Below are 23,156 nucleotides of genomic sequence, written 5' to 3' on the forward strand. Positions count from 1 at the left end.
TATGCGTCACCCCTCAGCCTTTCCTCTTCGAGACGGTCCCCGCGGGGCAAAGCTAGAATTCCGAGAGCCGCATGACAGCAACCTGACAGACGACATTCACATGCGTGCTTCAAGAGGAAATTCTCGTGGCGCGTGGTTCCGGCGAAGTCGACGATGACCTGTTGCTCAAGGTCTCGCCCCCACGGGTCCCGCGTGACCTCGTTTCGCGTGCGCGATTGTTGTCGACGGAGACGGCGATCCGCGACCTTCCCGCCATCCTCGTGCAGGCGCCGGCGGGCTTCGGAAAAACATCCCTGCTGGCCCAGTGGCGGCTCGACCACCTCTCCCATGGCGCCGTCGTCGCATGGCTGTCGGCGCAGCCGCAGGACGACCCTCAGCGACTGGCCCAGAGTCTCGCGCTGGCGGTCCGGCGCGGTGCCGGTCGATCGACCTTTGGCCATACGCTGCTCGAAGCCGTCGGTCCCGGCGGTCTCGAAGGCATCACGGTCTGGCTGGCGGAACTGGCGCAGTCGGCGCTGGATGTGGTCCTGATCGTCGACGAGGCCGAACGCCTGCCGACAGCATCGCGGGAGGCGCTCGCCTACCTGCTGCGCAATGCGCCTCCGAACCTGCGCGTGATCGTGGCGGCGCGGCCCGACGTGCACCTGGACATCGACGATCTCGTGGCCTACGGCCAGTGCGTCGTGATCGGGCCGGGCTCGCTGCGGTTCCGCCTCGACGAGACCATGCAGCTCGTGCGCAGCCGCCTGGGCGCGCGTGTCGACAACGACACCGCCGCACGCCTGCACGAGGTGACGGAAGGGTGGCCGCTGGGCCTTCAACTGGCGCTCACGCTGATGGCGCGCGGTGTCGATGCGCGCGCGGATGTCGCGGGACTGGATGTGCTCGGCGCCGAGTTGCATGACCATCTGGTCAGGTTGCTGCTGGCCCATCTGGACCCCGGCGACAGCGAGTTCCTCGTCCGCATCGCCATCCTCGATCACTTGCATCCCGCCTTGTGCAGCGCGGTCACCGAATACCCGGACGCGATCGAACGGCTGGCGCGCCTGAGCCGCGAGACACCGGTCTTCGCGGCGTCCGAACGCGGCGACTGGCTGCGCATGCACACCCTTGCGCGCGACGTGCTGCGAAAGCTCTTTTCAGCCCTTGCTGCGACGCAGCAATCGCAGGCGCATGCGCGCGCGGCGGCATGGCTTGCCGAGCACGGATTGCTCGAAGATGCCGCCCGGCATGCATTGGCTGCGGGCGAGCACCAGACGGCCTACGAACTGGCCGAACGCAGCCTGTACGAATCCATCATGCGGCACGGCCGGCAAGGCGCGGTTCTCGAATGGCTCGCGGAATTGCCCGCCGCCGAACTGGACCGCCGCCCACGCCTCCTGCTCGCCGCCGCGTGGACGCTGGGCGTCAGCGAGCGGCACGAAGAGGCCGAGCGAATGGTGGCGCGCATTCTGGCCCAGCCCGGGGTGGACGAGGGCCTGCGCTGCGAATGCGAGCTGATCCTCGCCGGCGCGGCGGTGTTCGCGGACGATCCTGACCGCTTTGCTGCACTGCACGACCCCTGGGCGGATGCCGTGCCGCTGCACGATCCCATGCTGCTGCAGGTGCACGCCAACCGCAGGGCCTACCGGGCGCTGCTCGACGGCGAGCCGGCGCTGGCGCGCTTGCGCGAGCAACAGGCGCCGCGCGGCGATTTCGGCCGCGGCGTGGGCTACACCCAGCGCTGGGGTGAATTCATCATCGGCCTCAGCTTCATCTGGGAGGGCCAGGTGCAGCTCGCCGACAACCTCCTGCGGCCTGCGGTAGCGAGCGCAGACGCCGAACTGGGTCGGCGAAACCGGTTCAGCTGCTCGCTGGCGGCGTTGCTGGCTGCCGCAGCCTGGGAGTCCGATCGTCCGCACGACGCGGCCACCGTGCTGGCCGACCGCCTCGACATCCTGGAACGCAGCGGACTGCCCGAATCCCTGCTCCTGGCCTACCGGACCCTGGCGCGCATCGCAGCGGCCGAGGGCGCCGAACACCGCGCGCTCGAACTGCTCGAAGCCCTCGATGCCGCCGGCGCGGCGCGACGGCTGCCGCGCCTGTGCATCGCCAGCCTGGTCGAACAGGTGCGCATGCATGCCGGCCGCTACCGTGCGCAGAGCTGCCGCGAACTCTGCGAGCGGATCGATGCGATCCTGCGCGAGCAGGCATCGCCGCAGGGCAGCCTCTGGCGGCGCTCCGTGGACGTCCTGCGTGAAGTCGCGCAGGGCTATGCGGCCATTGCGGCGAAGGATTGGCGCCGCGCACTGGAGCCGCTGGCGCGCGCCGATGAAATCGCACGGGTGCTCAAGCAGGGCCGCCTGCGCATCGAGCTGCTCGGGCTGCATGCATTCGCCCTCGACCAGTGCGGGGAGGTATCGCAGACCCGGTTGACCGAAGCCGTGGACCTGGCGGACGCCTACGGGCTCCGGCGGGTATTCGCCGACGCCCACCCCGATCTCGGGAACTGGGTGCGTCGTGTCGCTGCCGACGGGCCGCAGCGCCCAAGGCTCGCGCCCGCCCCCGGACTGTCCGCACCCGCCGCGAAGGGGATGGATCAGCCTGAGGTTGCGCGGCCCACCACGGCCTACGGCATGGTGCTGACGCCCAAGGAGCGCGAAGTGATGGAATTGCTGGCACGCAACCTGTCCAACAAGGAAATCGGGCGCGCCATGCAGGTGGGCGAGACCACCGTCAAGTGGCACGTGAAGAATCTCTTCGCCAAGCTCGACGCCGGCACCCGCAAGCAGGCCGTCCAGCGCGCCCGCATCCTCGGGCTGATCAAGCCCGGGGACTGACCCGCGCCCACGGCGCGCCTGCGTCCTCCGACCCCTGAAAACAGGGGGTGCCCCTCCTGCAAGGAGGGGGCGGCGGAGGGGCCTTTTTCCTATTCTCAAGGCCTGCGGAGTCCCCAACCAGGGCCCGCTCCCCCCAAAGAGCCCGGCCCACGACCGGGACTCACCACGGAGACAAACAGGCCATGAACCCAGAAACCCTTTCGAGCCCGACGCCGGCCGCTCCCGCCGTCGTTTCGGCCGCCGCGCTGAAGACATCCATCAAGGTCGAGCAGTTGACCTGCTCGATCGGCGCGGAACTGCACAACGTCGATCTGGGCGTCGCATCGCGCGATGCCGGCCTCATCGCCGAGATCCGCGCCTTGCTGCTCAAGCACAAGGTGATCTTCTTCCGCGACCAGGACTTCACGCGGGCAGAGCATGTCGCCTTCGCGCGCCATTTCGGCGAGCTGGAAGACCATCCGGTGGTCGGCAGCGACCCGGACCATCCCGGCCTGGTTCGTATCTACAAGTCGCCCGAAAAGCCGGTCGACCGCTACGAGAACGCCTGGCACTGCGACGCCACCTGGCGCGAGAAGCCGCCGTTCGGCGCCGTCCTGCGCTGCGTGGAATGCCCGCCTGTGGGGGGCGACACCACGTGGGCCAACATGGCGCTCGCCTACGAACGCCTGCCGCAGCAGGTCAAGGACCGGATTGCGCCCCTGCGCGCCCGCCACAGCATCGAGGCAAGCTTCGGCGCCGCGATGCCGACGGAGAAGCGCCTCGCGCTGCATGCGCAGTTCCCGGATGCAGAGCACCCGGTGGTGCGCACGCATCCGGAGACAGGCGAGAAGATCCTGTTCGTCAATGCGTACACGACGCACTTCACCAATTTTCACAATGCCGAAAACGTGCGCTACGGCCAGGACTACGCGCCAGGCGCCAGCCAGCTGCTGCAGTACCTGATCAGCCAGGCCGCCATCCCCGAGTACCAGGTGCGCTTCCGCTGGAAGCCCAACAGCGTGGCCATCTGGGACAACCGCAGCACCCAGCACTACGCGGTGATGGACTACCCCCCCTGCCACCGCAAGATGGAGCGCGCCGGCATCGTCGGTGAAGCGACCTTCTGAGCGGCCTTCTTCCTTTTCCTGTCGCCCTTCATTTCCCCACGAGGTCTTCACCATGAACTTTCTCGACGGCTCCCTCTACCCTGAAAACCAGCAACCCCTGATCATCACCGCCGCACCCTATGCGCCGTCATGGGTGCCCTCCGACTTTCCGGAGGACATCGCCGTCACGATGGAGCAGCAGATCCAGAAGGCGGTGGATTGCTACAACGCCGGCGCCACCGTGCTGCACCTGCACGTGCGCGAACTCGACGGCAAGGGCAGCAAGCGCCTGTCGAAGTTCAACGAACTGATCGCCGGCGTGCGCAACGCGGTGCCCGAGATGATCATCCAGGTGGGCGGCTCGATCAGCTTCGCGCCTGAGAACGAAGGCGCCGCTGCCAAGTGGCTGAGCGACGACACGCGCCACATGCTGGCCGAGCTCGACCCCAAGCCCGACCAGGTCACGGTGACCATCAACACGTCGCAGATGAACGTGGTCGAGCACTGGGAGTACGAGGACTACAAGGGCACATCGATGGAAGACCCGGCGGTCTTCAATGCCTACAAGGAGATGACGGTGCCGGCCCAGCCGGGCTGGGCCGAGGAGCACATCCGTCGCCTGAACGACGCGCGCATCCAGAGCGCCTTCCAGTGCTACAACATCAACAGCTTCGAGTCGGTCGAGCGCCTGATGCGTCGCGGTGTCTACAAGGGCCCGCTGGTCATGAACTGGGTGGCCATCAGCGGCGGCATGGACGCGCCGAACATCTACAACCTGGCCAACTTCGTGCGCGCCACGCCGGACGGCGCGATCCTCACGGTCGAAAGCTCGATGCGCAACGTACTGCCGGTCAACATGATGGGCATCGCCATGGGCCTGCACGTGCGCTGCGGCACCGAGGACAACCTCTGGAACCAGTCGCGCACGAAGAAGGCGAGCACGGTCGAGCAGATCGAGCAGCTGGTGCGCATCTCGCGTGAATTCGGCCGTCCGATCGCGACGGCCCAGGAAGCCCGCGAGATCTGCAAGATCGGCGTCTTCTACGACACGGTGGAGGAGTCGCTGCTGGCCAACGGCTTCGCACCCAACCGCAAGGGCGCCCACCAGGGCTTCCTGCGCAAGGCGGCCTGAGCCATGGCCCCGTTCGGCGGAATGCCGCCCACCGTGCTGATCGTGCCCGGACTGCGCGACCACGTGGACGCGCACTGGCAGACGCTGCTCGCGGCGCGACTGCCGCGTGTGCGCACGGTGCCGCCGATGGGCCGCGAAGATCTGTACTGCAGGGCGCGCATCGAGGCGATCGAACGCGAGGCGCAGGCCGTCGAAGGCCCCCTGGTGATCGTCGCGCACAGCGGCGGTGTCGTCATGCTGGCGCACTGGGCTCTTCGTACGCGCCGGCCGGTGCTCGGCGCTGTGCTGGCCACGCCGCCCGATTTCGAGCGGCCCATGCCCGCCGGCTACCCGACCATGGAGCAACTGGCCGCCGAGGGCTGGCTGCCCGTGCCGCGCCAGCGCCTGCCCTTTGCCAGCATCGTTGCCGCCAGCCGCAACGACCCACTGGGGGAGTACGTGCGTGTCGCGGACCTGGCGGGCAGTTGGGGAAGCCGCCTGGTCGACCTGGGCGATGTCGGTCACCTGAACCCGGCGTCGGGCTTCGGCACCTGGCCGCGCGCCGAGCAGCTCATCGCCGAAGTGACGGCCCTGGGCGCCGTGCACTGACCTGCGCATTCGCGACCCAATTTCAAGTATCAAAAGGAGACAAGACATGGCACAAGTCATTCGCCTGCACGAGACCGGTGGTCCGGACGTGCTCAAGCTGGAAAACGTCGACGTCGGCGAGCCGGGTCCCGGCCAGGCGCGCGTGCGCCACACCTTCGTGGCCGTCAATTTCATCGACATCTACTTCCGCACCGGCCGCTACCCGTTGCCCAAGCCCAACGGGCTGGGCTCCGATGCGGTGGGCATCGTCGAGGCGGTCGGCCCGGGCGTCACCGACATCCGTGTCGGCGACCGCGTCGGCTACCTGGTCGGGCCGCAAGGCGCGTACTCGCAGGTTCGCGTCATGCCGGCCGATGTGCTGATTCCGCTGCCTGAAGGCGTCTCGGATCGCACCGCGTCGACGCTGATGATGAAGGGCATGACGGTGCAGTACCTGTTCCGCCAGGTCTTCCCGCTGCACGGCGGCGAGACCATCCTGTACCACGCAGCCGCCGGTGGCGTGGGCCTGATCGCCTGCCAGTGGGCAAAGGCGATGGGCGTGACCATGATCGGTACCGTCAGCTCCGACGAGAAGGCCGAGATCGCCAAGGCGAACGGTTGTGCCCACACCATCGTGACCTCGCGCGAGAACATCGCCGAGCGCGTGCGCGAGATCACCGACGGCAAGGGCGTGCCTGTGGTCTACGACTCGGTGGGCAAGGACACCCTGGAAGCCTCGCTCGACAGCCTGCGCCCGCGCGGCGTGCTGGTCAGCAACGGCACCACCTCCGGGCCGGTCGTGGTCGACTCCATGACGCTCGCCACCAAGGGCTCGCTGTGGATGACGCGGCCGGCGATGATGCACTACATCATGCCGCGCTCGCACATGCTCGAGATGGCGGACGAACTCTTCGGCCACGTTCGCGCAGGCCACATCGTGAGCGAGCCGAAGCAGGTCTTCGCGCTGGCCGATGCGGCCGATGCGCATCGCGCGCTCGAGTCGCGCAAGACGGTCGGTGCGACCGTGCTGGTGCCGTGATGACGCCCGTATCCACCGCGACGCCAGGCCGGCAGGACGGCTATCTGTTCAGCCGTGGCCAGGCCTGGTTCGCCTTCGCCATGACGGTCGGACTGATGATGTTCGACTACATCGACCGCCAGGTCATCGTGTCGCTCTTTCCCTACCTGAAGAACGAGTGGGGCCTGTCGGACAAGCAACTCGGCGGGCTGGTCTCGGCGGTGTCGGTAACGGTCGCGCTGGCCGGCATCCCGGTGGCGCTGCTCGCCGACCGCGGCAGCCGCGTCAAGAGCGTGGTGGTGATGGCCACCGTCTGGAGCCTGGCGTCGATCTCCTGCATGTTCAGCCGCGGCTACGGGAGCCTGCTCGCGGCGCGCTCGCTGGTCGGCCTCGGCGAAGCGGGCTACGGCTCCGTCGGTGCCGCGCTGATTGCCAGCCACTTTCCTTCGCGGCTTCGCGGAGCGGTGCTCGCTGGCTTCTTCGCCACCGCTTCGGTCGGCTCGGTGCTGGGCGTGATGCTCGGCGGCGTGATCGCAGCCCGCTTCGGCTGGCAGGCGGCGTTCGGCGCAGTCGGAGTCCCAGGTCTGATCCTGGCGCTCCTGTACCTGAAGGTGCGCGACTACCCGACCGTCAAGCTCACCCCGCGGCTCGATCGTGCGACCAGTTCGGCGCGCAACACCGGTAGCGCCATCCTGCAGGCACTGGTTCGCTCGCGCACCATGCTGTGGCTGTGCATCGCTGCGCCGGCGCAACTGATCGCGGTGTCGGCGATCTGGTCCTGGCTGCCGAGTTTTCTCAACCGTGTGCACGGCATGGCGCCGGAGCAGGCGGCGATCCGCGCTTCGCTCGTCGTTCTCTGCGGTGCCTTGGGCAGCGTCGTCTGGGGCGCGGTCGTCGACTACGCCGGCCGTCGTCGTCCGAAGGTCAAGTTGTATGCGACCGCCTCGCTGTGCATTGCCTCCATGGTCGTGCTGATGTCGGCCTTCGGCGGGTCGAGCCTGGGCTTCGCAATCACGGCTCCCACGCAGTTCGCCTTGCTCGCCTTCGGCGGTTTCCTGATGACCTGCACTGTCGGCCCCGTGGCGGCTGCGGTGATCGAAGTCATCCACCCCGGCATTCGCGCCACCGGCGCATCGGTGTTGTCACTGTTCCAGAACCTGTTCGGGCTCGCCCTGGGACCGCTGATCGCCGGCTTCCTGTCGGACGCCTGGTCGCTCGAGCGGGCGCTGATGACCGTGCCTGCCTTCAGCCTGCTGGCAGCCGCGGCCCTGGTCATCGCAGCGCGCACCTACGAGTCGGACCTTCGGCGTGCGGGTGAGGCCGCCGCCGACGAAGAGGCGCAAGCAGCACCACCCGAATCGCAGGCCGAAACGCAACCCGCATCGCAACCTGCATCGCAGCCGCGCCAGGCATTGGCCTGAAGCGAGCCGCACCCAACCCAACGAACCGAAGGACCGATCCATGAACGGATTGATGATGGATCAGCCTCTGCTGATCTCGACGTTGCTCACCCACGGCGAACGCCATCACGGCGAGCAGGAGATCGTGTCGCGCCGCGTCGAAGGCGACGTGCACCGCTACACCTACCGCGACCTTGCCGAGCGCTCGCGCCGGCTGGCCAACGCCCTGGCGGCGCGCGGCATCGAATACGGCGACCGCGTCGCCACGCTGGCCTGGAACGGCTACCGCCACATGGAGCTGTACTACGCGGTTTCCGGTTCGGGCGCGGTGCTGCACACGCTCAACCCCCGGCTGCACCCCGACCAGGTCGTGTGGATTGCCGACCATGCGGAAGACCAGGTCCTGTTCTTCGACCTGACCTTCCTGCCGCTGGTCGAGGCGATCGCTTCGCGCGTGTCGACGATCAAGGCCTTCGTCGTGATGACGGACCGGGCGCACATGCCGGTGTCTTCCAAGGTGCCGAAGCTGCTGTGCTACGAGGAACTCGTCGAAGACCATTCCCCCGACTTCGCGTGGCCCGCCTTCGACGAGAAGTTCGCATCGTCGCTGTGCTACACGTCCGGCACGACCGGCCATCCGAAGGGCGCGCTCTACAGCCATCGCTCGACGGTGCTGCACACCTACGCGGCGGCGCTGCCGGATGCGCTCAATTGCTCCGCCAACGACGTCATCCTGCCGGTGGTGCCGATGTTCCACGTCAACGCATGGGGCCTGCCTTATGTCGCGTGCATGGTCGGCGCGAAGCTGGTGTTCCCCGGGCCGTGGCTCGACGGCAAGTCGCTCCACGACCTGTTCGAAGCCGAGAAGGTCACCATGTCGGCGGGCGTGCCCACCGTGTGGCAGGGCCTGCTGGCGCACGTCGAAGGCAACGCGCTCGAATTCAGCACCATGCGCCGCACCGTCATCGGTGGCTCCGCCTGTCCGCCCGCGATGATGAAGGCCTTCCAGGAACGCTACGACGTGCAGGTGCTGCACGCCTGGGGCATGACCGAGTTGAGCCCGGTGGGCACGGTCTGCACGCTCAAGCCCGCGCATCGGGCACTCCACGCCGAGGCGCGCATGGCCATCCAGGCCAAGCAGGGGCGTTCGGTGTTCGGCGTCGACATGAAGATCGTCGGCGAGGATGGCAACGCGCTGCCGCACGACGGCGTTGCCGCGGGCGAGCTGATGGTGCGTGGCCCCTGGATCATCTCGAACTACTTCAAGGGGGAGGGCGGTAGCCCGCTGGTCAAGGGCTGGTTCCCCACCGGCGACGTCTCGACCATCGACGCCGACGGCTTCATGCAGATCACCGACCGCAGCAAGGACGTCATCAAGTCCGGCGGCGAGTGGATCGGCTCCATCGACCTGGAGAACATCGCGATGGCCCATCCGGCCGTGGCCCTGGCTGCCTGCATCGCGGCGCGGCACCCGAAATGGGACGAACGCCCGCTGCTGGTCGTGACGACCAAGCCCGGCGAGACCGTCACGCGCGACGAGCTGATCCGCTTCTACGACGGTCGCATCGCCAAGTGGTGGACGCCGGACGACGTGGTCTTCGTCGACAGCATTCCGCTCGGGCCGACCGGCAAGGTGCAGAAGAACAAGCTGCGCGAAGCCTTCCAGGACCATCTGCTGGCGGCGCATCCATGATGACGCTGCCCACGCTGTCCATCGCGGCCTGGCCCGCGCGCGGGCGCACGCTCTTTCCGGGCGTCCTGGCCAGCGTCGTGGTGGCTGCCGCCGCGACCTTCCTGTCGCAGCACTACGGCGCGCCGGTCATGCTGTTCGCACTGATCCTCGGCATGGCGATGAACTTCCTGTCGGGCGACGGCGCGTGCAAGTCCGGCATCGACTTCACCGCGCGCCAGGTTCTGCGCTGGGGCGTCGCGTTGCTCGGGCTGCGCATCACCATGGGGCAGGTCGTCGCACTCGGCTGGCATCCGGTGCTGCTCGTGGTGGTGTCGGTCGTGGTCGTGATCGGCGTGTCGATGGTTGCGGCGAAGCTGCTGGGCTTCCAGAGTCTGTTCGGCCTGCTCACCGGCGGCGCCACCGCGATCTGCGGCGCCTCGGCCGCGCTCGCCCTGGCCGCGGCCCTGCCGGCCCATCCGGAAAAGGAGCGGGCCACGCTGTTCACGGTGGTCGGGATTTCGGCCCTGTCCACGATGGCGATGATCGTCTACCCGATGCTCGCGCACGCCTTCGGGCTCGACCCGCGCGCGGCCGGTGTCTTCCTCGGCGGCACCATCCACGACGTGGCCCAGGTGGTCGGCGCGGGCTACAGCATGTCGCGCGAGACCGGCGACATCGCCACCCTCGTCAAGCTCATGCGCGTCGCGATGCTGCTGCCGGTCATCGTGTTCGCGGTGATGTGCACCCGTGCACGCGGCAAGGGCGCGGGCGGACCCCGTCCGCCGCTGCTGCCCTGGTTCGCGGTTGCCTTCGCGGCGCTGGTCGCGATCAACAGCACCGGCTGGGTGCCCGAAGCGCTGAACACCCTCGGCAGCGACATCTCGCGCTGGTGCCTGGTGGCGGCCATCGCGGCGATCGGCATGAAGACGCAATTGAAAGACCTCGCCACCGTCGGCTTCAAGCCCGTTGCACTGATGCTTGGCGAGACCGTATTTCTCGCCATACTGGTGCTCGTGCTGTTGCGCTGGGCGGCTTGATCCCACTGGCCCGGATTCAGGAGACAGAACATGAAATCGAAGAAGACATTGCACCAAGTCACGCGTATCGCATCATTGGCGGGTGTGGTGGCGATGTGCCTCGCGGCACCGGGCGCCAACGCCCAGACTCCGGCCAAGTGGCCCGACAAGACCGTCCGCATCATTGCCGCCGGTCCGGCCGGCGGTTCTGCGGACATCGTCGCGCGGCTGCTGGCCGACAACCTGTCGAAGGACAGCGGCCAGCCGGTCGTCGTCGATCCCCGGCCCGGTGCCGGCGGCGTGCTCGCGGTCAACGAACTCTCGCAGGCCCCGCACGACGGCTACACCGTGCTCGTCGCGGTGAACTCGCTGGTCAGCGAGATTCCGCACATCGTCAAGCTGCGCGTCGACATGGCGACCGAGATCAAGCCGCTGGCCGAACTGGGACGCGGCGGGCTCGTGCTGATCGGCTCGCCATCGGTGCCGGCGAAGAACTTCGGTGAGCTGGTCACGTGGGTCAAGGGCCATCCCGGCACCGTCAACTACGCCTCGTACACGGCCGGCACGCTCTCTCACGTCCTCGGCCTCCAGCTCAACAAGGCGGCGGGCCTCGACATGACGCACGTCGGCTACAAGGGCTCGACGCCCGCGCTGACGGATGTGATGGGCGGCCATGTGCCGCTGATGTTCGACGCCATGCCGAGTTCGCTACCGCTGATCAAGGCCGCCAAGATCAAGGCCTTCGCGGTGAGCACGCCCAAGCGCTCCGTGCTGCTGCCCGACGTGCCGACCTTCACCGAACTCGGCTACCCGCAGCTCGAAGCCACGGGCTGGATGGGCCTGTGGGTGAAGCCCGACGTGCCCGCGGCACAGCAGGCCAAGGTGCGCGAAGCCGCGCTCAAGGTGCTGGCACTGCCCGCGGTGCGCGCGCGGCTCCAGGACATCGGCTTCGAGCCGGGCCAGCCTCGGAGCCCTGAGGAACTGTCGAAGTCGCTCAGCGCGGACTATCAGCGCATGGGCGAGGTGCTGAAGTCGATCGACTTCAAGCCCGAGTGAGTCCGAAGCCCAGCGCACTGGCGTGTCACGTACGTGGAGGGTACGTGGCCGCCGGGATGGCGGACGGGGCTCGCCCTTTTGACAATCGTCGAACCCACGGGCGCCGCTCTTGGAGAGGATCCATATGTCGTTGTCGCTTTCCTCCGCCCGCGCGAATCGCCTGTCGCGCGCTGTTGCGTTTTCTGCTTTCACGCTCGCCGGCATGCCGGCGCATGCAGAGTTGAGTGCAGAGGAACTCGCAAAACTCGCACAGAACCCGGTCGGCAATCTGATCAGCGTGCCTTTCCAGAACAACACGAACCTCAACTACGGGCCGGACAAGGGGACGCAGAACATCCTCAACATCCAGCCGGTGATTCCCATCTCGGTCAACAAGGACTGGAACATCATCACCCGCACGATCCTGCCGGTCATCTCGATGCCCTCGCTGGGGCCGGGCATCGACAGCACGAGCGGCGTGGGCGATGTGGTGCTGACGGCGTTCCTGTCGCCGGCCAATCCAGGCGAATGGATCTGGGGTGCCGGCCCTGTGGTGCAGATGCCCACCAACAGCAACTCGGAACTGGGGAACAAGAACTGGGGATTGGGTCCGTCCGCCGTGCTGCTGCACCTCGACCACGGCAGCCCGTGGGTGTACGGCGCGCTGTTCAACAACATCTGGTCGGTGAGCAGCAGCAAGCAGGGTGGCTCGTACAACAACTTCCTGTTGCAGCCCTTCATCAACTACAACTTCCCGGGCGGCCTCTATCTCACCACCTCGCCGATCATCACCGCCGACTGGAAAGCCGACAGCAGCCAGCGATGGACGGTGCCGCTCGGTGGCGGCATCGGCAAGATTTTCCACCTCGGCAAGCTGCCAGTGAACACGCAGCTCTCGGCCTACTACAACGTGGTCAAGCCGGACAACGGCCCGAACTGGCAGATCCGGGTGCAGGCGCAGTTCATGTTCCCGAAGTGACGGGCATGGATGCGATCGTCGTCTTGGCAACCTGCACGCGGCGCTCGAACTCCGCATTGACGACCGCGACGAGGGCTTCCACTTCAATGCGGCTGACTTGACCTTCGCGCATGCGCTCTCTTTGCGCCTCGAGCAGGTTGCGTGCGCATACGACGGCGTGATAGGCCTCCCGCGCTGCATCGATCTGCGCGGAGGCTTGCACCGCCAGCGGGCGGCGATTGTCTTCGGGTGAGTGAAGCGGCCTCTCTCCTGCGGGGAGAGCGTTCGGGGGGCGCGCGGGCGCGCAAGTAGGGTGGACCATCCATGGCCTCCAAGAACTGTTGCTGACGGAAACCGCCGCACTCAACGCCAATTGAGGGCGGCGACTCGAACAGGTTGGCGTACCGGACAGTTCTTGCGAGAACCGGCGAGCCTTGCGGCTCCCTGCTCGAGCCGCCAAAACTGGGGCACGAACAACGAAGCCGCAGGACTACTGCGGTAGTGACTGCGGCTTTCGTCGCAGAACTGAGTTTGGGACGCCAATCCCGATCACGCCTTTTTTTGACGCGACGATCGAAGTATAGCTACGGGTTTCCGAAGGAGTCGATCGCGCCTCAGGCGCCTTTCGGGCTTCTCCAGGTATAGACCGCTGTCACGGCGTAGTTCCAGACCGCCGCCACCAGCACGCCCGAGATCGCCGATCCGATCCAGTAGCCTCCGCTCTGATAGAGGTAGGCCGCGATGCCGACGTTGGCGAGGGCGCCGATGCTGCACACGAGCGTGAACGAGACCCAGCCGCTCAACAGCCGCCAACCGCGCAAACGCATGTCGCGATAGGTGAGCACGTTGTTGAGCAGGTAGTTGCAGGTGATCGCAACCACGGTGGCGACCGACTGGGCCCAGACAAAAGAGCTGCCCATGCCCTTGAACAGCATCGACAGCACCAGCAGGTGGACCACCAGCCCCATGCCGCCCACCAGCGAGAACGCGATGAAGCGGGTCGGGATCACGCCCTTCAGGTAGCGGTCGATCAGCATGATCACGAATTCCCATGCGACGTTGCTGTCGAGCTTGCTTTCGCCGGCCACGCGCAGGCCAAATTGATAGGGCACCTCGCGGGAGCGCAAGGGCTTCGGTGAGGTAGCGAACAGGTCGAGAAGGATCTTGAAGCCTACGCCCGAGAGGCCGGCGTGCGCGCATGCCATGAAGGCATCGCGCCTCATCATGAAGAAGCCGCTCATCGGGTCCTTGAGGTCGGCCTTGAGCACCATGCCGCTCAGCCCGGTCGCGAAGCGGCTGGCGGTGACGCGTGATCGATTCCAATCGCCGGTGCCGCCGCCATCGCTGTAGCGGCTGCCGACCGCGATGTCCAGTTCACCGCCCTCGAGAAGGCCGAACATCTGCGGCAGGATCTTCTCGTCGTGCTGCAAGTCGGCATCCATGACCGCCACGAACGGCGCCGACGACGAGAGCATGCCCTCGATGCAGGCCGATGAAAGGCCGCGCCGGCCGATGCGCTGGATGCAGCGCACGCGCGGATCATCCTGCGCGAGACGGCGCAGCAGCTCCGCGGTTCCGTCCGGCGAGTCATCGTCGACGAAGATCATCTCCCAGTCGATGGCCGGCAGCGCGGCGGCGACGCGATCGCGCAGTATCTGGACGTTTTCCACTTCGTTGAAGGTTGGAATGACGATGGAAAGTTGTGGCATTTCTGGCGCTCTCTTAGTGGTCGGCTTCCCGCAGCTGCAAGCCTTGACCGCGCGGATGACCCTTGTAGTCCGTGCAGCGGTAGATCCGGATCTCCCGCGTGACCTTCCCGAAGCTCTTGAGCTCCACGACGTGGACCAGCTTCACGTCATCGAAGAAGACCTTGAGGCCGGGCACATAGAGGTCCGAGGCCGGATGGTCGGAAACGAAGAAGCCGGTCTGTCCCTTGAGCCGATCGTCGGGCAGCGGGAAGTAGTCGAACTGCAGTGCCTTCTCTCCATAGATGTCCTGCGCATAGGTGCGGGGCTGGCCGGCCAGATAAAAGCGCATCAGCGAACTGATCTTGTAGTTGGGCGAGAAGACGAAGGATTCGACCCCCTCGGTCTTGAGGTCGGCACTGGCCTTGTCGACCCATGCGGCCGTGCGATCGAAACCGCTCCAGTTGTCGAGGTCTTCGCCGAGCGGCAGCAGTGCCGTCATCATCACCACACCGCCGAGCACCAGCAACGCGGCCGATGAGGCCAACCCGCGCATTAGTCGCCTGGAGCCGTTCTCGAGCGTCAGCAGATGCCGGACGCCGAGAATGATCAGGGCCCAGAACGAAGGAATCAGCCAGTTGAGCTTGACCAGCGAACGAAAGCTGACGAAGGTGAACAGCACGATCGGCACTGCCGCGCTCAACAGCAGCAAGCGACTGCGGTCGTCGAGCCGGCCCGACAGGCCCGCGCGCGCGCCTCGGCCCAGCGCCGCGAGCGAGATCACGAACAGGTACGGCGTGACGAGGATGAACTGGGTCGCGAGCAAGGCCAAGAAATAGCGAAGGCGCAGCCCCGACATTTCGCCGAGGCGCCGACTCCCCTGGAAAGTGAACGACACCCAGTCATGCTGTGCGTTCCAGTAGATCACCGGCGCGAAGATTGCAAGCGCAAGCAATGCGGCCAGATAGGGCTGGGGCTTGAGGAGCCAGTGGCGCTGTCCCGGAGACAACAGGACATAGAGGAACACGACCGGCAGCAGCAGCACGCCGGCATACTTGCTGAGCCATGAAAGGCCCATGAAGGCGCCCGCGACGAACCACCACTTGCCGTCGCCGCTCGCGGTCAGCCGCCAGATCGCCCAGACAGTGCCGATCCAGGCGAACAGCATCGGCGCGTCCGGGGTCGGCCCTACGCCGGAGGCCTCGTACAGCACGGTCAGGTTGAGCGCGGCGAGCGACCAGAAGGCCAGTCGACGATCTCCATACATGTCGAGGATGAGTCGCAACCACATCAGGTTCCAGCCCAGCGCCCACAGCGCCGCGGCGGTCTTGATGCCGAACGAGGTCTGGCCGAGCAGCGCGGTCGTCAGTCCGATGCTGTAGCTGGCCAGCGGCGGATGATCGAAATGGGACCAGTCGAGGTGCCGGCTCCAGCTCCAGTAGTAAGCCTCTTGCGAAAGAAGCGGCAGAAGCGCCGCGAGCACCAGACGTAACAGCGTGAAGCCGATGATCAGGGAGGCGATCGAATGGCGGCCATCGGGCAATGAGCGCCAGTCGACATCTTGAATACGCATCGACGTGACTTTATGCGGCCCATGTGAAGCCTGACTGAACGCCCCGCAGCCGAGTCGACTTCGCGTTGAGATCCGGACAGGCTTTGGACTCCGGGGGTGGGAGGATGGCACCGTGCGTGTATTGGGGTTGAGGATGACGCCAATCTGGCGAGCGCCGTCTGCAGCAAGGTCAAGGCCAAGGCCAAGGCCTTCGTAGTCGACGGGGTGGCGCCCAGTCTACCCGGGCAAGGCTCCTCGCCCAGCGTACGATCACCGCCCCCGAGGCCCACGCCGGTCCCGGCTGCCGTGATCAAACTTTAGTGCACGACCATCCGTCCCATATTGACGCCTGAAGGCGGATGGTTCAGTCTTCCGCTTCCGGACTTGGCAGCCGGTGTCGCAGCGGTTGTGGCATCGAGGCAGGCGCGTCGCGGACGGAGGTTGTCATGCAGACTGATAGGACCCGACTTCTTGCCACGCTGATCCTGTCAGCCACATGCGTGCTGTCGGCGATGCCTCGGACTGCCGTTGCCGACGATGTCCCGTACTTCTACGTGGTCAATTCCGGCACGCTCATGATGGCCGAGGTCGTTGCGCGCCGTACGGATGACGGTGCGCCGGTTGTCCTTTGGCCGAACTACGGTGGTCCGAGCCAGCAGTTCAGCATCCAGCGGCTACCGCGTTCCGCCAATCCGGAGCCCTTGCAGGAGCAGTGGTTCCTGCTGCGCGCGAGGCATTCGGGGAAATGCCTGAAAACCAACGGCTTCCAGCCCGGCGCGGCGATCGTCCAGGAGACATGCAGCGGCGACGCTTCCCAGTTGTGGCGGTTGCGGCCCGTGGTCATGACGGCGGCCGAATGCCGGGCCAGCGGCCAGTGCTTCATGGGTCGGCGGACGGTCCTGGAGAACTACCACGACCGCGGAAGACGGTGCCTCGATGCGGCGAACGTCCAGCTTTCGGCGGTGCCCGAACAGGGAGAAAACCTGCATGCCCGGGACTGCGTGACGAAGTTCAGCGTACCCAACGCCGTCAACCAGGAGTGGGAACTGGTCGATGTACAGAACTGGGATGCGCCGTTCAACTTCAGGTGAAACGCGGCCGGTCCACTGAACCCGAAGTTGGCCGGCGACAGGTAGAAGTTCGAGGCGACCAGCCGATTCAATCCGAGCGCAGTGCTCAGTCGTCGTCCCAGTCGTACCCGCCTCCGCGATGGTCACGATCGCGGCCGTGGTGGTGATCGTGGTCATCGTTGTCGTCCGCGAGCGAGAAGGGCAGCCGGATCTTCAGGAACTCGGTGTTGTCGGATGCCAGTTCGCGCCCGCCGCCGTACGGGAAGTTGTTGTCGTTGACGACAAGCAGCGTGCGCGGGTCGAGGATCAGCACGTCCTCGATCGTCGTATACGGGAACGTGAAGTTCCTCTGGCCGTCGGCGTTCAGGTCGAACGGATCGGCGACGTTCATCAGGTCGACGAGTTCGGTCTTGTGCACCGTGCCGCCATCGGGCACGCCCTTCAGGTCGATCAGGAACACCTTCTTGAACGGCGCCGGATTCGGCGAGGTGGCCGTGCTGCCGTTGCGCTCCAGCACGATGAAGCGGCGGTCGTCGACCGCGACCATGTCGCCGATGTTCGTGCCGTTCGGATCGAGCGGGTAGACGTAGCTGCGACCCGTGTAGCGTTCCCTTGCGAGATCGAATTCGTTGATGCGGCGCGCCTTGTCGGGGTCGCCAGCCACCAGGCCTTCGAGCAGCGTGTAGAGCCTGGTCTCGCTCTTGTTGATCGCCATGCCCTCGAAGCCACCCGAACTCGGCAGGTTGGCCGTGACCTTGCCCGCGACAACGTCCTTGTGCTGCGGCGCGTAGACGCCCGGCAGCGGGATCTCGCTGCGCAGCACGGTGCCGTTCGCGTCGGTCTTGATCAGGTACGGGCCGAATTCGTCGCCGAACCAGTAGTTGCCCTGGCGGTCACGGCGGAGCGATTCGACGTCGAAGTCCGCGCCGGTGAGCAGCCGGCCGGCACGGATGGCGCCGTCGACCGGCGCGTTGGCCGGGTTGTTGTAGTAGTTCGAGTAGTCGGCCTGGATCGGGATCGTCAGCTTGCGGCGCGCGTCGTTCAACTGCAAGCGCGTGCGCGCGTCGAACGACGGGCGGAGCTTGCCGCTGTCCAGGTCGGCCGGCTCGATCGTGCCGCTGCCGCCCTTGGGCGTGCGCCAGAGGATGTGCAGCGCATAGCTGCGAAGGAGCGAGTCGGCCGAATTGGTCTGCGCGCCGAAGCCGTTGTCGACCAGGAACTGGAACACGTCCTTCCGCGGCCCGTCGAGCACGCCCGAGAAGCCCTGGACGGGCTGCTTGCCGACGTACGGCGGCACGTTCGTGCCATAGGTGTTGGGCGCCGTGAACTGGCCGGAGGTCGGGCCGTCGGCAAACGTGGCGGCCGGCATCCGGGCCCAGCCGATCAACATCTGCGCATGAGCGGCTCCGGTCGTCAGCAGCAAGGATGCGGCGAGCGGGGTGAGGGCGCGGCGCGCCGTGGAAGGGATCGAACGCATGTCATTCCTCGGTCGAGTGATGGAATGCGCGCGATGCTGACCGTGCGCCGTGTCAGGCCGTTGACATGCAGATGACCGCAAGACTTTCTGGATTGGTCGCTTCGATCACGAGGGGTGGGCGGTGCGTGTGCGCTTGCGGCTTCGCGTTCGCGCGACGCGCACAGCCGACGATTCGGTGGGTTTCAGCACGATCCGTACTTCCTCCTGAAGAAAGGCGATGAAGCCGCGCACCAGCGGCCGGATCATGTGGCGATGCGGCAGGATCGCGTGGATCGTCTTGGGTCGCAGGGGATGCTGTGGCAGCACCTCCACGAGCCTGCCATGTGCCAGGTCTTCGGCGACATGGAACCGGTAGAAGTTGCCGATGCCCGCGCCGGACAGGCATGCACCTCGCAGGGCATCGCCATTGTCGGAGAGCAACGCCGCATCCGGCCGCACGGCTTTCCATGCATTGCCGACTCGCAGGTGCCAGGTCTCGGCAACCTCCGAGAAGCGCGGACAGAGGCAGCGATGCCGCCCGAGGTCGTTCAGCGATTGCGGCGTGCCATGCGATCGCAGGTAGTCAGGTGAGGCGCACAGCACTTGCGGGCTTTCGGCCAATGCGATCTGTGCCTGCTTGGTCGGCAATTCCTCGCCGATGAAGATCGCCACATCGACACGCTCGCGAACGAGGTCGGGTATGTCGCTGTTCACGCAAAGATCCACCGTGGCGTGGGGATGCCGGTCGAGAAACCGGGTGAGTCCGGGCGCCACGACCGCGGACGCAAAGGACGGCGGTGCGGTGACGCGCAAGTGCCCGCCCGCCGCCTGCTCGCCCGAGATGCCCGCGATCGCGCCCTCGAGTTGTTCGAGGATGTCCACGCAGCGCGCATAAAAGGCCTCGCCCGCATCGGTGACACTGATCCGCCGCGTCGTTCGGTGGACGAGGGCCGCGGCGGTCGCGCGCTCCAGCAACTGCACCTGCTTTGTCACGGATGACGGCGCCATGCGCAACTGGCGCGCGGCCGAAGAGAAGCTGTTCGAGTCGACCACCGCGACGAAGCATCGCAGCGACAGCACGCTCGCTTGATTCAGGAGATCGGGCATGGCATGTCATTCCATTGGTTTTGGAAAAAGTATCTTCTTTAATTTCCATATTGTGCAGAAACCCGGACGTACCGATCATTCGTCCAGCTTCAGGAAAACATGTTCAGGAGACAGTGCCAAGTGAATCGCTCGATCACGCTGACCTTCGACAACGGTCCGACTTCGGCCGTCACACCCGGGGTTCTCGACGTCCTCGCACGCCATGACATTCGGGCCACCTTCTTCGTGCTGGGCCGGAACCTGGAGTCCAAGGAGACGAAGGCACTGGTCCAGCGCGCTGCGGAGGAGGGCCACTGGATCGGCAACCACACCTACAGCCATGCCGTGCCCCTGGGCACGACGACCGACCCGGATGCGCCGGGCAAGGAGATCGGCGTGACGCAGGAACTGATCGGTCAGCTCGCGCACCCTGACAAGCTGTTTCGGCCCTTCGGCGGCGGCGGCATCCTCGGGCCTCATCTGCTCAGCGTGGGCGCATTCGAGTTGCTCAAGGCAGCGCACTACACCTGCGTGCTGTGGAATTCGATACCTCGCGACTGGGTGGACCCGGATGGCTGGCCCGAGACGGCGCTCGCGCAGGCCCGTTGCCTCGACTGGACGCTGACGGTGCTGCACGACTATGAAACCGGCGCGATGCGCCACCTGGAGTCGTACATCGAAGAGGCTCGCGCAGAAGGCTTTTCATTCCGGCAGGACTTTCCGCCCGACTGCGTGCCCATGGTCCGCGGCGAGCCCGTGCTTCCGATGGAAGCATTCGTTTCCAATCCAATCCAATAGCAATAGCAATAGCGACCCCTTGCCCACAGGAGACATGACATGCAAACCGAACAACTTCAGAGCGGCGGAGTGATCGTCACGCCCGAGGAGGCGACGCCGATCAAGCCCTTCGGCCTGGACATGCAGGTGCTGCTCAGCAGCGAAGACACCGGCGGGACGATCTCGGTGATCCTGGCCTGCCACAGGCCGGGGGAGGGCCCGCCGGACCATCTGCACTACACGCAGGAAGAGTGCTTCTTCGTCGTCGAAGGCACGTATGAGCTGACCGCAGGCGATGTCACCCGAACGGTCGGTCCGGGCAGCATCGTCTACCTGCCACGCGGCGTGGTGCACCGCTTCAAGAACGTCGGCGAGACCACGGGCCGGATGCTCGACTGGAGCGTGCCGGGTGGCCAGGACCGCTATTTCAAGGAAATCTCCGCGCTGGCAGGGCCAGGCTTCTCGGGTGAGAAGGTGATGGAGATCAGCAAGAAGCACGACACCAACTTCCCGGCGTCGCACTAGAGACCCTGAGTTCCCTTTGCCACCGGCGACAGGCCTTCCTGCCCCGGCCGGGGGAACTCGCGCCCGAAAAAAGGAGATGGCCATGATCGTCGAGCAACGCACCTATCGCGTCCGTGCAGGCTCAGTGCGCGATTACCTGCGCACCTATGAGCACGAAGGTGGACTGGAACTCCAGAGGAAGTACCTCGGCCGTCTCATTGGCTACTTCAACACGGAGTTCGGTGCGCTCAACGAGATCGTGCATCTCTGGGCCTACGACGACCTGATCGACCGTGAGAAGCGCCGCGCGGCCTTGTCCGCCGATCCCGAGTGGCAGGCGTACGCGCCAAAGATCTTCCAATTCATCGAGACGCAGGAATCCAGGATCCTGAAGCCGGCGTCGTTCAGTCCTCTTTACTAAATCCTCCTTGCACTACGGGAAAAACATCCATGCGATTCGTGACCTACAGAACCCGGGACTCGGTGCTTCCGCGCCTTGCGCTCCGCACCGCTTCGGGCCTCCGCGCGCTGAGCGAGGCGCAGGCTCGGCACTACCCCCGCGACTTGAAGATCTTGATCGAGCAAGGACCGGCAGCCATGCGCGAGATGGCCGGCGCGATCGAGCAATATGGCGACGCGCTGGATGAAGCGGAGATCGAATTCCTCCCGCCGATCCCGGCGCCCGGAAAGATCATTTGCGTCGGCCTGAACTACGTGGACCACACCAGGGAAAGCAACTTCGAGCAGCCTGCCTATCCCACGCTGTTCCTGCGCGTGGCTTCGAGCTTCATCGGTCATGAGCAGCCGATCGTGCGGCCCCTGTGCTCGCAGCAGTTCGACTATGAAGGCGAACTCGTTGCGTTCATCGGGAAGGGGGGCAGGCACATTCGCAAGGCGTCCGCGCTTGATCACGTGGCCGGCTACGCCGTCTCCAACGAAGGCTCGGTGCGTGACTACCAGTTCAAGTCGCCGCAATGGACGGTCGGCAAGAACTTCGATCGGTCCGGGTCGATCGGCCCCGAGTTCGTGTCCGCCGACGAGGTGCCGCCGGGCGGCGCGGGACTGCGGCTGGAAACCCGCGTCAATGGCGAGACGGTGCAGTCCGCCAACACGTCGGACATGGTCTTCGACACCGCGACGGTCGTTTCCCTTGTCAGCGAGGCGATGGCGCTCGAGCCCGGCGATGTCCTTGTGATGGGCACGCCTTCAGGCGTCGGACTGGCCCGCGACCCCCAGCTCTTCCTGCACGAAGGCGACGTGGTGGAAGTGGAGGTCGAAGGCGTCGGTCTGCTGCGCAACCGCGTCATCGACGAAAGAAAATGAAAATGCCCACCATCTTCCTCGTTCGAAAGTTTCTTGTCGCCGGCATCTTGGCGGCGACTGGCGCAGCGGCAACGGCCCAGGCCTGGCCGACGAAGCCGATCAAGATCGTCATCGGCCTGCCGGCCGGACTGGCGGCCGATGTCATCGCGCGCCTCTATGGGGAGAAGCTGTCCAAGGCACTTGGCCAGCCTGTCGTGGTCGACAACAAGCCGGGAGCGACCGGGAACATCGCGCAGGACGCCGTCGCCAAGGCGCCGGCAGATGGCTACACGCTGCTCTACGCCGTCTCCAATTCGTTCGTGAGCAACCCTCACGCCTTCAGCAAGCTCCCGTTCGACGTCGACAAGGACTTCGCGCCCGTGGCGCAGACCGTGCGAAACGGCCTCTATCTAGTGACGAACAAGGACTTCCCCGCCAGGACCTTGCCGGAAGCGATGAAGCTTGCGCGCGCGAATCCCGGAAAGTACAGCTATGCCTCGTACGGGCTGGGAGGCTTTCCCCACCTCGTGATGGAGCTCGTGCTCAGCCAGGAGAAGGTCGACATGGTTCACGTGCCGTACAAGGGCGGGGCGCTGACGGATGTGGTCGGCGGCGCGGTGCCCATGGTCTGGGAGCCTGCCGCGAATGCGATCCCGTTCATCAAGGAAGGGCGGGTGCAGGCGCTGGCGGTCTGGGGCTACGGCAAGCGCAACCCCGCAACGCCCGACGTTCCCAACATCGCCGAACTGGTTCCCGGTGCCGACGTCGCGAGCTTCCAGGGATTCTGGGCACCCGCGGGAACCCCGCGCGAAGTCATCGCGCGCCTGAACCAGGAGGTCACCAAGGCGAGCCGGGACCCGGAACTGCTGGAGAAACTCAAGTTGGCGTATGCGAACCCCGTCATCTCCACGCCCGAAGAGATGGGCGCCGAGGTCAAGCGCGAATCCGCACGCTGGAGCCAGCTGATCCATCTGAAGAACATCCGGCTGGACTGATCCAGCCGGCGAGCGAGCGATCTCCGC

The 23,156-nt window shown here is 66.0% G+C and carries 21 protein-coding genes; 16 read left to right on the forward strand and 5 right to left on the reverse strand.

The genetic code is table 11. The features are described from left to right. Positions 1 to 125: 125 nt before the first annotated feature. The 10 genes from AC1D3B_RS05145 (at position 126) to AC1D3B_RS05190 (ending at position 12,723) form a co-directional block, all read left to right on the forward strand. Positions 126 to 2,819, forward strand: a complete 2,694-nt coding sequence (locus AC1D3B_RS05145; protein ID WP_478189578.1) for a LuxR C-terminal-related transcriptional regulator — start codon at positions 126 to 128, stop codon at positions 2,817 to 2,819. A gap of 257 nt (positions 2,820 to 3,076) precedes the next feature. After that, the gene (locus tag AC1D3B_RS05150; RefSeq protein ID WP_478189635.1) at positions 3,077 to 3,925 is read left to right on the forward strand and encodes a TauD/TfdA dioxygenase family protein; all 849 of its coding nucleotides are present in this window, start codon (positions 3,077 to 3,079) and stop codon (positions 3,923 to 3,925) included. 52 nt (positions 3,926 to 3,977) lie between these two features. Further along, on the forward strand, positions 3,978 to 5,036 hold the full coding sequence (locus tag AC1D3B_RS05155; protein WP_478189579.1) for a beta-keto acid cleavage family enzyme: 1,059 nt from the start codon (positions 3,978 to 3,980) through the stop codon (positions 5,034 to 5,036). A 3-nt stretch (positions 5,037 to 5,039) separates the two neighbouring features. Then, entirely contained in the window at positions 5,040 to 5,624 is a 585-nt protein-coding gene (locus AC1D3B_RS05160; protein ID WP_478189580.1) for an RBBP9/YdeN family alpha/beta hydrolase, read from the forward strand. A gap of 46 nt (positions 5,625 to 5,670) precedes the next feature. Then, positions 5,671 to 6,642 carry a quinone oxidoreductase family protein gene (locus AC1D3B_RS05165; RefSeq protein ID WP_478189581.1) on the forward strand — a complete coding sequence of 324 codons (972 nt, stop codon included), beginning with the start codon at positions 5,671 to 5,673 and terminating at the stop codon, positions 6,640 to 6,642. Then, a complete protein-coding gene (locus tag AC1D3B_RS05170; RefSeq protein WP_478189582.1) occupies positions 6,642 to 8,042 on the forward strand; it encodes an MFS transporter in 1,401 nt (466 codons plus the stop codon). Before AC1D3B_RS05165 ends, AC1D3B_RS05170 begins: the two co-directional genes overlap by 1 nt. A gap of 40 nt (positions 8,043 to 8,082) precedes the next feature. Then, positions 8,083 to 9,714 carry a 3-(methylthio)propionyl-CoA ligase gene (locus tag AC1D3B_RS05175; protein WP_478189583.1) on the forward strand — a complete coding sequence of 544 codons (1,632 nt, stop codon included), beginning with the start codon at positions 8,083 to 8,085 and terminating at the stop codon, positions 9,712 to 9,714. Then, on the forward strand, positions 9,711 to 10,730 hold the full coding sequence (locus AC1D3B_RS05180) for a YeiH family protein (RefSeq protein WP_478189584.1): 1,020 nt from the start codon (positions 9,711 to 9,713) through the stop codon (positions 10,728 to 10,730). Before AC1D3B_RS05175 ends, AC1D3B_RS05180 begins: the two co-directional genes overlap by 4 nt. Before the next feature lie 30 nt (positions 10,731 to 10,760). Further along, positions 10,761 to 11,765 carry a Bug family tripartite tricarboxylate transporter substrate binding protein gene (locus AC1D3B_RS05185; RefSeq protein WP_478189585.1) on the forward strand — a complete coding sequence of 335 codons (1,005 nt, stop codon included), beginning with the start codon at positions 10,761 to 10,763 and terminating at the stop codon, positions 11,763 to 11,765. 124 nt (positions 11,766 to 11,889) lie between these two features. After that, positions 11,890 to 12,723 (forward strand): transporter, encoded by an 834-nt coding sequence (locus AC1D3B_RS05190; protein WP_478189586.1) that lies wholly within the window; start codon positions 11,890 to 11,892, stop codon positions 12,721 to 12,723. On the opposite strand, the gene AC1D3B_RS05195 is transcribed toward AC1D3B_RS05190, so the two are convergent. The 3 genes from AC1D3B_RS05195 to AC1D3B_RS05205 all read right to left on the reverse strand — a co-directional run bounded on the left by AC1D3B_RS05195 (position 12,707) and on the right by AC1D3B_RS05205 (position 15,960). Beyond that, positions 12,707 to 12,835 carry a hypothetical protein gene (locus AC1D3B_RS05195; RefSeq protein WP_478189587.1) on the reverse strand — a complete coding sequence of 43 codons (129 nt, stop codon included), beginning with the start codon at positions 12,833 to 12,835 and terminating at the stop codon, positions 12,707 to 12,709. The two genes, AC1D3B_RS05190 and AC1D3B_RS05195, sit on opposite strands and share 17 nt — an antisense overlap. Positions 12,836 to 13,316: 481 nt before the next feature. Further along, on the reverse strand, positions 13,317 to 14,411 hold the full coding sequence (locus AC1D3B_RS05200) for a glycosyltransferase (protein WP_478189588.1): 1,095 nt from the start codon (positions 14,409 to 14,411) through the stop codon (positions 13,317 to 13,319). Positions 14,412 to 14,424: 13 nt separating this feature from the next. Further along, entirely contained in the window at positions 14,425 to 15,960 is a 1,536-nt protein-coding gene (locus AC1D3B_RS05205) for a glycosyltransferase family 39 protein (RefSeq protein ID WP_478189589.1), read from the reverse strand. Positions 15,961 to 16,385: 425 nt separating this feature from the next. Between AC1D3B_RS05205 and AC1D3B_RS05210 the strand changes: the two genes are divergently transcribed. Next, positions 16,386 to 17,030, forward strand: a complete 645-nt coding sequence (locus AC1D3B_RS05210; RefSeq protein ID WP_478189590.1) for an RICIN domain-containing protein — start codon at positions 16,386 to 16,388, stop codon at positions 17,028 to 17,030. An 85-nt stretch (positions 17,031 to 17,115) separates the two neighbouring features. On the opposite strand, the gene AC1D3B_RS05215 is transcribed toward AC1D3B_RS05210, so the two are convergent. Together AC1D3B_RS05215 and AC1D3B_RS05220 are read right to left on the reverse strand one after the other, a co-directional pair. Beyond that, the gene (locus AC1D3B_RS05215; protein ID WP_478189591.1) at positions 17,116 to 18,486 is read right to left on the reverse strand and encodes an esterase-like activity of phytase family protein; all 1,371 of its coding nucleotides are present in this window, start codon (positions 18,484 to 18,486) and stop codon (positions 17,116 to 17,118) included. 105 nt (positions 18,487 to 18,591) lie between these two features. Continuing rightward, positions 18,592 to 19,572 carry a LysR family transcriptional regulator gene (locus AC1D3B_RS05220; RefSeq protein WP_478189592.1) on the reverse strand — a complete coding sequence of 327 codons (981 nt, stop codon included), beginning with the start codon at positions 19,570 to 19,572 and terminating at the stop codon, positions 18,592 to 18,594. Between the two features lie 120 nt (positions 19,573 to 19,692). On the opposite strand from AC1D3B_RS05220, the gene AC1D3B_RS05225 reads away from it, so the two are divergent. The 5 genes from AC1D3B_RS05225 to AC1D3B_RS05245 all read left to right on the forward strand — a co-directional run bounded on the left by AC1D3B_RS05225 (position 19,693) and on the right by AC1D3B_RS05245 (position 23,129). Continuing rightward, positions 19,693 to 20,349, forward strand: a complete 657-nt coding sequence (locus tag AC1D3B_RS05225; RefSeq protein WP_478189593.1) for a polysaccharide deacetylase family protein — start codon at positions 19,693 to 19,695, stop codon at positions 20,347 to 20,349. 39 nt (positions 20,350 to 20,388) lie between these two features. Further along, positions 20,389 to 20,853 carry a cupin domain-containing protein gene (locus AC1D3B_RS05230; RefSeq protein WP_478189594.1) on the forward strand — a complete coding sequence of 155 codons (465 nt, stop codon included), beginning with the start codon at positions 20,389 to 20,391 and terminating at the stop codon, positions 20,851 to 20,853. 82 nt (positions 20,854 to 20,935) lie between these two features. Further along, a complete protein-coding gene (locus AC1D3B_RS05235) occupies positions 20,936 to 21,253 on the forward strand; it encodes an NIPSNAP family protein (protein WP_478189595.1) in 318 nt (105 codons plus the stop codon). Between the two features lie 29 nt (positions 21,254 to 21,282). Next, positions 21,283 to 22,155 carry a fumarylacetoacetate hydrolase family protein gene (locus AC1D3B_RS05240; protein ID WP_478189596.1) on the forward strand — a complete coding sequence of 291 codons (873 nt, stop codon included), beginning with the start codon at positions 21,283 to 21,285 and terminating at the stop codon, positions 22,153 to 22,155. 2 nt (positions 22,156 to 22,157) lie between these two features. After that, positions 22,158 to 23,129, forward strand: a complete 972-nt coding sequence (locus tag AC1D3B_RS05245) for a tripartite tricarboxylate transporter substrate binding protein (RefSeq protein ID WP_478189597.1) — start codon at positions 22,158 to 22,160, stop codon at positions 23,127 to 23,129. Positions 23,130 to 23,156: the final 27 nt, after the last annotated feature.

It is taken from the genome of Variovorax sp. P5_A3 (assembly GCF_056400665.1).

What these genes read in the sequence shown, in the direction of transcription:
- AC1D3B_RS05230 (WP_478189594.1), top strand. Translation starts at nt 20,389, where the DNA reads ATGCAAACCGAACAACTTCAGAGCGGCGGAGTGATCGTCACGCCCGAG.
- AC1D3B_RS05205 (WP_478189589.1), bottom strand. Translation starts at nt 15,960, where the DNA reads ATGCGTATTCAAGATGTCGACTGGCGCTCATTGCCCGATGGCCGCCAT.
- AC1D3B_RS05155 (WP_478189579.1), top strand. Translation starts at nt 3,978, where the DNA reads ATGAACTTTCTCGACGGCTCCCTCTACCCTGAAAACCAGCAACCCCTG.
- AC1D3B_RS05195 (WP_478189587.1), bottom strand. Translation starts at nt 12,835, where the DNA reads ATGCGCGAAGGTCAAGTCAGCCGCATTGAAGTGGAAGCCCTCGTCGCG.
- AC1D3B_RS05215 (WP_478189591.1), bottom strand. Translation starts at nt 18,486, where the DNA reads ATGCGTTCGATCCCTTCCACGGCGCGCCGCGCCCTCACCCCGCTCGCC.
- AC1D3B_RS05190 (WP_478189586.1), top strand. Translation starts at nt 11,890, where the DNA reads ATGTCGTTGTCGCTTTCCTCCGCCCGCGCGAATCGCCTGTCGCGCGCT.
- AC1D3B_RS05245 (WP_478189597.1), top strand. Translation starts at nt 22,158, where the DNA reads ATGCCCACCATCTTCCTCGTTCGAAAGTTTCTTGTCGCCGGCATCTTG.
- AC1D3B_RS05170 (WP_478189582.1), top strand. Translation starts at nt 6,642, where the DNA reads ATGACGCCCGTATCCACCGCGACGCCAGGCCGGCAGGACGGCTATCTG.
- AC1D3B_RS05165 (WP_478189581.1), top strand. Translation starts at nt 5,671, where the DNA reads ATGGCACAAGTCATTCGCCTGCACGAGACCGGTGGTCCGGACGTGCTC.
- AC1D3B_RS05185 (WP_478189585.1), top strand. Translation starts at nt 10,761, where the DNA reads ATGAAATCGAAGAAGACATTGCACCAAGTCACGCGTATCGCATCATTG.
- AC1D3B_RS05160 (WP_478189580.1), top strand. Translation starts at nt 5,040, where the DNA reads ATGGCCCCGTTCGGCGGAATGCCGCCCACCGTGCTGATCGTGCCCGGA.
- AC1D3B_RS05180 (WP_478189584.1), top strand. Translation starts at nt 9,711, where the DNA reads ATGATGACGCTGCCCACGCTGTCCATCGCGGCCTGGCCCGCGCGCGGG.
- AC1D3B_RS05220 (WP_478189592.1), bottom strand. Translation starts at nt 19,572, where the DNA reads ATGCCCGATCTCCTGAATCAAGCGAGCGTGCTGTCGCTGCGATGCTTC.
- AC1D3B_RS05200 (WP_478189588.1), bottom strand. Translation starts at nt 14,411, where the DNA reads ATGCCACAACTTTCCATCGTCATTCCAACCTTCAACGAAGTGGAAAAC.
- AC1D3B_RS05210 (WP_478189590.1), top strand. Translation starts at nt 16,386, where the DNA reads ATGCAGACTGATAGGACCCGACTTCTTGCCACGCTGATCCTGTCAGCC.
- AC1D3B_RS05175 (WP_478189583.1), top strand. Translation starts at nt 8,083, where the DNA reads ATGAACGGATTGATGATGGATCAGCCTCTGCTGATCTCGACGTTGCTC.
- AC1D3B_RS05235 (WP_478189595.1), top strand. Translation starts at nt 20,936, where the DNA reads ATGATCGTCGAGCAACGCACCTATCGCGTCCGTGCAGGCTCAGTGCGC.
- AC1D3B_RS05240 (WP_478189596.1), top strand. Translation starts at nt 21,283, where the DNA reads ATGCGATTCGTGACCTACAGAACCCGGGACTCGGTGCTTCCGCGCCTT.